An 8249-nucleotide genomic window follows, 5' to 3' on the forward strand; every position below is an offset into this window, starting at 1 on the left:
AGGTTCTGCGCAGTGGGCAACCCGGCATGGATGCCGGGTTAGCCGCGCACGGCCATGGATGGCCGATCGCGGCGGGCCCACGGAGCAGGACCGGAGCGAGGGTATGCCGAGCCCAGGCGAGGCACCGTACGAAAGGGGCAAGAGCGTTTGGTTACTTGGCGCTCTTCCAAGTGACTCGCCGTAAGGGCGAAACCAATAGCAGCCGTGACCGCAGGAATGGATATGTACACCAGCAAGAATCGCACCGCCGATCAGGCCGCTATCGCCGGCAGGCCAGCTCCCACAGTTTGATTTGATTACACCCGCCAGAAATCAGCGACTGTCAGGACGCCATCGCTGGCAAGCCAGCTCCCACAGTTTGATCCGGGGACATCTGGAAGAAACCTACAGGCTATCAAGCCGCCATCGCGAGCAAGCTTTGCTCTTACAAGGGGTATGGCGTGACTGCAGAAACGGATCTATAGACCCACACAAAACCGGCACCCCCTCACAGCCCTTTTCTGGAAACTCCCCAGCCGCCTGCTAACGTCAACAATCAACCCGCAGCAACGGATTTCGAAACCATCGAGGGTCACAAGCTCAAAGGCACCGTTATCAGATACCGATAAAGCGAGGCTGATCACAACTTGGCAATCGACACCTCGGTGGATTTGACGAAGGCAATCACTTCGCTGCCGACCTTCAACTCCAGGTCACGCACCGAGCGCGTGGTGATCACCGAGGTGACGATGCCGGAGGCGGTTTGCACGTCGATTTCGGAAACCACTTCGCCTTCGACGATTTCCTTGATGACGCCCTTGAACTGGTTGCGGACGTTGATCGCTTTGATGGTCATATTAAGGCTTCCTGGCTGATGTCGTGGTTATTCGCACGGATGTGCAGGCCCCCAAAGTGCACCGACGGAACCAACATTAAAAGGAATATATAATTATCTATTTATACCTTTTAGGAATATTTGATTCATCCAACCGCCCAATCACTGGCACTCGCAACGGAGAACGACATGAAGACGCTTAAAGCGCTGCTCATTGCGCCACTGCTCGTCGCAGGCCTCCTCACCCCTGTCGGGGTTGCCCACGCCGAAGACCTCCTCGAAAAAGGTGTCCGTCACGACCATCGGGAAATTGACAAAGGTGTCGATCACGATGCCGACGAGATCGATAACGGTGTGAAGCATGACGAAGACGTCATCGACAAAGAGGACACGCACCTCGATAAAGAACGTCACAAGGACGACAAACATCTCGATAAAGAGTTTAAGAAAGACTTATGAAGGCGGCGCTGTAACGGTGGCGAAGGCATTCACGCCCTCGCCACACAGGTCAACAGTCCTGCATGATTACTTGGCGGCAAACTTCGTCCCCTGCGGACTATCAAGTTTAGCCTGTAACAATTGCCATTCACGTTGAATAATCGAATAGGGAATAAAAACACTGATCCGCTGCGCGCCTTTTACACCGGGATGCGCGCTGACATCGTTTAACGTCGTGGAATAGAACCCCATATTAATACCGACGACGCTGCCATCGTTGGCAATTACGGGGCCACCGGACATCCCCTTGACCAGCGGAGCATCGTGGATGGCATAGAGGTCGCCACTGTGTTCATCGGTATTGAGAAAAGGCGCCTGGTACACCTTGCCCTTGCCGGTAGCGGTGGCCATGTACGGGCTCGACCCAACGGCCGTAATGTCCTCGCCCACCCGCGGTGCGCGCCACGAAGGGTAGCGGCCGTTGGCTTTGTGGCGAATGAAGACGAGGTCACAGCCGGTACTGCAGCTGTATTGCACGTTGGGAATCAGCGGCGTATGCCGGGTTGTGACGGCGTAATCCTCATTCCATTGCACGGCCGACGCCATGTACATATACGGAAGAGGAAAGCCTGAGAAAATCGTGAAGTAGGAATCGTTGGCAGCCCCCGAAAAATCGGGTTTTACCATGCCGTTGCATCCTGCGAGTACAGCTCCTATTAAAAAGCAGGCCATGATCTTGATCATGATTAATCACCGACTTAATAGGGAGGATATGACTGTTTTTTGTCGTCAAAATAATTGTTTTTTTAGGGTTGTCGTAGTCCTTGCCGAAGAGCGTGATGGCACTTTGTTATTTATGGCTGAGGTTCTGAAAGTTGGAGTAAATGAATTGCGCTAAAGACAATCGCTTTTGGTTACATAAACTAGCAATAAAAATTGACGCCGATATAAAGTCATATTAAGGCGTACAAAAAGCTTTCTTCTATGACGGGGGTGAAACGTTTTTAAAGATGAGTTTGCAAAGTTGACCTAAGCTTCGGTTATCGGCTTGAACATGCCGATCATCGGGTCAATGGAGGCTGCGCCACTTTTCTGACCATGACTGGCTCAAGGATTGCAAAGGACGCAGATAGCTGGCCCAGAACAACGGAATTCTGACGCGACGGCATTCAAATCAACAATCAAGGACGCCAGCGCTAGGCTAGGTCAGTCACCGGGAGACGGAACGTGTCAACTCTCAATGAAATCGCAGCGAACCACGCGAGAATGGCTAAGGCATTGGCCGATGAAGCAGCCACTTTGGGGGAGCGAGAGGTGCAGGTAGTGGGCGGGTTTGAAATCGTGTGCATGGAAGTCGAATGCATGCCATTGCACCTGATGGTTGCGTCGCAGGAATCCCAGTCAGGGCAAGTTCTGGGCTACGCGCTCTGACTTTGCACCACCAAATTCGAGAGCCTCAGGTTAATCAGCACGAGACCAGACAAATAAAAACGCCGCTCAATTGAGCGGCGTTTTTTTATCGACGAACGGAGCACTGAACGAGGCTCACCGGTATGTCGGGAGCCTCAGGCGTTTCAGTTCCAGGGACGATCTCCATTCTCGTCCTTGATGCGCGTCGGCAGGCCCATGACATCCAGGGCCTTGAGGAACGGCTCAGCCGGCAACTCTTCAACGTTGACCATGCGCTGCACATCCCACTCGCCACGGGCGACCAGCAGCGCTGCGGCGACAGGTGGCACGCCAGCGGTGTAGGAAATGCCCTGGCTGTCGGTTTCTGCGTAGGCTTCCTCGTGATCGGCCACGTTGTAGATGAACACCTCGCGCGGCTTGCCGTCCTTGGTGCCCTTTACCAGGTCGCCAATGCAGGTCTTGCCGGTGTAGCCAGGCGCCAGCGAACCCGGATCAGGCAGTACGGCCTTGACCAGTTTGAGTGGCACCACTTCCAGGCCTTCAGCGGTCTTGACCGGTTGCTCGGAGAGCAGGCCAAGGTTTTTCAGCACGGTGAACACGTTGATGTAGTGCTCGCCGAAGCTCATCCAGAAACGCACGTTCGGCACGTCGAGGTTTTTCGACAGGGAGTGCACTTCATCGTGACCTGTCAGGTACAGGTTCTGCTCTCCGACGACCGGCAGATCGTCGGTGCGTTTGACCTCGAACATCGTGTTGCTGGTCCACTGGCTGTTCTGCCAGCTCCACACTTGTCCGGTGAACTCACGGAAATTGATTTCCGGGTCAAAATTGGTGGCGAAATATTTGCCATGTGAACCGGCATTGACGTCGAGAATATCGATCGAATCAATGCGGTCGAAATACGTTTGCTGTGCCAGTGCGGCATAAGCGTTGACCACACCCGGATCGAAGCCCACACCGAGGATCGCGGTGATGTTCTTCTCTTTGCATTCTTCGAGGTGATTCCACTCGTAGTTGCCGTACCAGGGCGGTGTTTCACAGACTTTGCCCGGTTCTTCGTGGATGGCGGTGTCCAGGTAGGCCACGCCGGTATCGATGCAGGCACGCAGCACCGACATGTTGAGGAACGCGGAGCCGACGTTGATCACGATCTGCGATTGGGTCTCGCGGATCAGTGCCTTGGTCGCTTCGACATCCAGAGCGTCCAGCGAGAAGGCCTTGATGTCGGCGGGAACTTTGAGGCTACCCTTGGCCTTGATGCTGTCGATGATGGCCTGGCATTTGGAGATGTTGCGCGACGCGATAGCGATACGACCGAGTTCGTCGTTGTGCTGCGCGCACTTGTGGGCCACCACCTTGGCGACACCTCCTGCACCAATGATAAGAACGTTCTTTTTCAATTGCTTTATCACTCCTTATCTGTCCGCTTTACGAAAGGCTGGACAGGTAGTCTTCGTAACCAAATTCACGAACCACTTCGACTGTACCGTCGAGTTGTTTCACTACGATGGACGGCATTTTCAGGCCGTTGAACCAGTTTTTCTTGACCATGGTGTAGCCTGCCGTGTCGATGAACGACAGTCGATCGCCGATGGTCAGCGGACGATCAAATTGGTATTCGCCGAAGATGTCCCCGGCCAGGCACGACTTGCCGCATACCATGTAGGTGTGATCACCCTCGCTCGGCGCCAGCTTGGCGTTGAGGCGATAGATCAACAGGTCAAGCAGATGCGCTTCGATGGAGCTGTCCACCACCGCCAGGTGCTTGCCGTTGTAAAGGGTGTCGAGCACGGTGACTTCCAGCGAGGCGCTGTTGGTGATCGCCGCTTCGCCCGGTTCCAGGTAGACCTGCACACCGTACTTTTGCGAGAACGCCTTGAGCCGCGCACAGAACGCGTCCAGGGCATAGCCCTCACCCGTGAAGTGAATGCCGCCGCCCAGACTGACCCAGCTGACCTTGTGCAGCAGCTCGCCGAAACGTTCTTCGATGGTGCAGAGCATTTGGTCGAACAGGCTGAAGTCGCCGTTTTCGCAGTTGTTGTGGAACATGAAACCGGAGATCTGGTCGATGACGCCTTCGATCTTCACCGGGTCCCATTCGCCCAGACGGCTGAACGGACGCGCCGGGTCGGCCAGCAGGTAATCGGAGCTGCTCACTTGCGGGTTGACGCGCAGGCCGCGGGTCTTGCCTTCGGAGCGCTCGGCAAAGCGTTGCAGCTGGCTGATGGAGTTGAAGATGATCTTGTCGCAGTTATCGAGCATCTCCTCGATCTCATCATCGGCCCAGGCCACGCTGTACGCGTGCGCTTCACCTTCGAACTTCTGGCGACCGAGCTTGAGCTCGTAGAGCGACGACGACGTGGTGCCGTCCATGTATTGCTGCATCAGGTCGAACACCGACCAGGTGGCGAAGCACTTGAGTGCCAGCAGGGCCTTGGCCCCGGACTGTTCGCGCACGTAGGCAATCTTCTGCATGTTGACCAGAAGCTTCTGCTTGTCGATGAGGTAGTACGGCGTTTTGATCATTTCGAGGCATCCGGCAAGGTTAGCCAAAAAAGGATGCGCATTGTGCCCGCACAGACAACATATCGAAAGAGCAGAAATAACAGCTTGCTGGCATTTAGCTGTGACTGGCGGTTCATCCCCCCTGCACCGTGCACTGCCAGCACGACTATGTGAGGCGATCACCTCAACCGATCAGTCCGGTACCGGCGTCGGCAACGGTTCACCGGCAAAGTGCGCGGCCAGGTTGGCCAGGGTCAACTCCGACATCGCCCGCCGCGTATCCCAGGTGGCACTGGCCATATGCGGCGCGAGCAGCACGTTGTCCAGGTCCAGCAAACCGGCGTGTGGCCTCGGTTCATCTTCGAACACGTCCAGTCCGGCACCCAACAGACGCCCTTCGGCCAACGCCTGTGCCAGCGCCGCTTCATCGACCACACTGCCGCGTCCGACGTTGATGAGGATGCCTTGACTGCCCAGGGCATCGAGCACACCGGCATCGATCAGATGATGAGTCGAGCGCCCTCCTCCTACGGCGATCAGCAAAAAATCCACCGCTGCAGCCAGTTCGGTGACCGACGCGTAGTACGGATAATCCACCGCCTGCGGACGTCGACCGTGGTAGCTGATGTGCATGTCGAAAGACGCGGCGCGCCGGGCAATTGCCTGGCCTATCCGACCCAGTCCAACAATGCCCAGTCGCTTGCCGCTGACCTTGCGCGTGAAGGCAAAAGGTCCCTGTTGCCAGCGGCCCTCACGCACAAAGCGATCGGCCTGGGCAATACGACGGGCAGTGCCCAGCATCAAGGTCATGGCGAAATCGGCGACGTCGTCGGTGAGCACATCGGGGGTGTGGGTCACGGTAATGCCACGGGCCCGGGCAGCCTCGACATCGATACCGTCATAGCCGACACCAAACACGACGATCACTTGCAGATCCGGCAGGCGCTCGATCAAACCGGCCTGCACCCGTGACTCGCCATTGGCGATCAAGGCGCGGATACCCTGGACCTTGTCCGCCTCCAATTCGTCGCCGCTTTCACTGCCTTCCAGCACGTCATAGTCGGCATACAGCCGCTCGCTGAGCATGTCCGGCAGACGCGCGACTTTAAGCACGGTTGATTTCATCGATGCCCCCCTGGACAGAAACGGTAGTGACTTTGCGAATGCGTTGGCCGCCCAGATAAAGACCCAGCACACCGCCTGCAATCAGCGCGGCCGCCACCATCAGCAAGGCGTAGTCGTAGCTGTGGGTGGCGTCTTTGATCCAACCCATGACCGGCGGCAAGCCGAGGCCGGCAAGGTTGGCGATGGAGTTGATCAAGGCAATCGACACGGCGGCCGCCGGGCCGGACAGGTATTCGGTGGTCGTGGCCCAGAACACGGGCGTCGCCGCCCAGTTCAGACCGACCGCCACCACCAGCAGCACGTACGCCAGCCACTGGTTGCCGGTGAACACCGCCAGGCCCAGCATGACCCCGGCCAGCAACAGCGGCCCACCCAGGTGCCAGCCTCGCTCGCCGGTTCGATCGGAATGACGGCCGTTGATGTACATGAACACGCAGGCCAGGAAAAACGGCATCGCCGACAACAGGCTGACGACGAACGAACCCTGTTTCGAGACCGACTGCACGATCAGCGGCAGGAACAGCGTCACGCCGATGGTCCCGAACGCTTGCAGCAACCAGAACAGGCTCAGCAACCACACCTGGCGGCTGCGGAAGGCCACGTGCCAGGCGTCTTTGTGAGAGATAACCGTGGTCGCCTGTTCGGCCTGCAACGTGCGGCTGAGCCAGGCTTTCTGCGCGCTGTCCAGCCAGTGGGTGGTGGTCGGCGAGTCAGGCATGTAGCGCAAGACCACGACACCCAGCACCACCGCCGGAATGCCTTCGAGCAGGAACAGCCAGCGCCAGCCGTTGACTCCCAGCACGCCGTCCAGATGCAACAGGGCGCCGGACATCGGCAGACCAATCACCGACGCCAACGCCGCGCCAATGTAGAACCACGACATGGCCCTGGCACGGTCGCTACGGGGAAACCATTGCGACAGGTAGTAGATGATCCCGGGGGTAAAACCGGCTTCAGCGGCGCCCAGCAGCAGGCGCATGACATACAGCTGGTTGGCGCTCTGGATCAGGCTCATGCCGGCGGCAATGATGCCCCAGGTGATCATGATCCGCGCTATCCAGCGCCGCGCACCGACCTTGGTCAGGATCAGGCTGCTCGGCACTTCAAACAGGATGTAGGTGAGGAAGAACAGCCCGACGCCGAGGCCGTACATGCGCAGGCTGAGGCCAAGGTCGGCATTCATCGTCAACGCCGCCACCGAAATGTTCGACTTGTCGATGTAAGCCACCATGTACAGCAGCATCAGGAACGGAATCAGCTTCAGGTTGAGCTTCTTCATGGTACTGGCATGCAGACGGACGTCCAGTGAAGGACCAGTCATGGGGGAATTCCTCTTATTGTCTTTATTCTTGGTGCCCGACTGGTGTCGGGTCACTGGGTTACGGCTGACCATAAACCAGAGGCGGGCTTAGTTCAATATGTGAATTGCAAACCCATATTGTGGGATTTCAAGACTTGCAAGAAAATGAGCAGTCCCTTAGCCCAACGAACAAGCCCGGCGCAGTGGCCGGGCTTGTTATTCACTTAAACGATCTTCAGGCGAGCGAAATCCTGTGGTGAGGGGATAGGCTAGCGAAATCCTGTGGCGAGGGGATTTATCCCCGTTCGGCTGCGCAGCAGTCGTAAAACCATCGCACGCGGTATACCTGATACACCTCTGTTGCAGCTTTTGGGGCTGCTGCGCAGCCCAACGGGGATAAATCCCCTCGCCACAAATGTATGCGTACCGCTCAAGTGAACAGGCAGTTTGCCTGGACCAGTCTGCCTGATTGAATCACCTCTGAACCTGCCACCGTTGCCCTAACTGACGTCATTACCCTTCACTGGATAGAGCTCATCAAGCACCTGCATCAGCGCACGCTTGCGAGGGTTTTCCAGGCCGGTCCAGGCCACGCCGATGCCGGCGCCGCTCATGGCCAGTGCCAAGGGGCGCGTCACGACGCCGTCCGGGAGCGCC

Annotated in this window: 8 protein-coding genes; 2 read left to right on the top strand and 6 right to left on the bottom strand. The window is 57.3% G+C overall.

The window, feature by feature from the left end:
• Nucleotides 1-619: 619 nt before the first annotated feature.
• The gene (locus GBC55_RS29135; protein ID WP_038983759.1) at nt 620-835 is read right to left on the bottom strand and encodes a TOBE domain-containing protein; all 216 of its coding nucleotides are present in this window, start codon (nt 833-835) and stop codon (nt 620-622) included.
• Between the two features lie 168 nt (nt 836-1003).
• Here GBC55_RS29135 and GBC55_RS29140 point away from each other — a divergent pair, with 168 nt between their 5' ends.
• Nucleotides 1004-1273: a hypothetical protein gene (locus GBC55_RS29140; RefSeq protein ID WP_162441097.1), complete on the top strand. Its 270-nt coding sequence runs from the start codon at nt 1004-1006 to the stop codon at nt 1271-1273.
• Nucleotides 1274-1339: 66 nt separating this feature from the next.
• Here the strand turns inward: GBC55_RS29140 and GBC55_RS29145 are convergent, their stop codons facing one another.
• Complete coding sequence (locus GBC55_RS29145) at nt 1340-1939, bottom strand: trypsin-like peptidase domain-containing protein (RefSeq protein WP_162441098.1); 600 nt, start codon at nt 1937-1939, stop codon at nt 1340-1342.
• A gap of 540 nt (nt 1940-2479) precedes the next feature.
• On the opposite strand from GBC55_RS29145, the gene GBC55_RS29150 reads away from it, so the two are divergent.
• The gene (locus GBC55_RS29150) at nt 2480-2683 is read left to right on the top strand and encodes a hypothetical protein (RefSeq protein WP_162441096.1); all 204 of its coding nucleotides are present in this window, start codon (nt 2480-2482) and stop codon (nt 2681-2683) included.
• A gap of 143 nt (nt 2684-2826) precedes the next feature.
• Here the strand turns inward: GBC55_RS29150 and GBC55_RS29155 are convergent, their stop codons facing one another.
• From GBC55_RS29155 to GBC55_RS29170, 4 genes are all read right to left on the bottom strand, one after another.
• A complete protein-coding gene (locus GBC55_RS29155) occupies nt 2827-4062 on the bottom strand; it encodes a saccharopine dehydrogenase family protein (protein WP_162441095.1) in 1236 nt (411 codons plus the stop codon).
• Between the two features lie 28 nt (nt 4063-4090).
• On the bottom strand, nt 4091-5188 hold the full coding sequence (locus GBC55_RS29160) for a carboxynorspermidine decarboxylase (protein WP_162441094.1): 1098 nt from the start codon (nt 5186-5188) through the stop codon (nt 4091-4093).
• Between the two features lie 171 nt (nt 5189-5359).
• On the bottom strand, nt 5360-6292 hold the full coding sequence (locus GBC55_RS29165; protein WP_162441093.1) for a 2-hydroxyacid dehydrogenase: 933 nt from the start codon (nt 6290-6292) through the stop codon (nt 5360-5362).
• Nucleotides 6273-7613: an MFS transporter gene (locus tag GBC55_RS29170; protein WP_162441092.1), complete on the bottom strand. Its 1341-nt coding sequence runs from the start codon at nt 7611-7613 to the stop codon at nt 6273-6275. The genes GBC55_RS29165 and GBC55_RS29170 overlap by 20 nt, the downstream gene beginning before the upstream one ends.
• Nucleotides 7614-8249 lie beyond the last annotated feature (636 nt).

The sequence above is a fragment of the Pseudomonas sp. TNT3 genome, assembly GCF_010095445.2.
Classification (GTDB): Bacteria; Pseudomonadota; Gammaproteobacteria; order Pseudomonadales; family Pseudomonadaceae; genus Aquipseudomonas.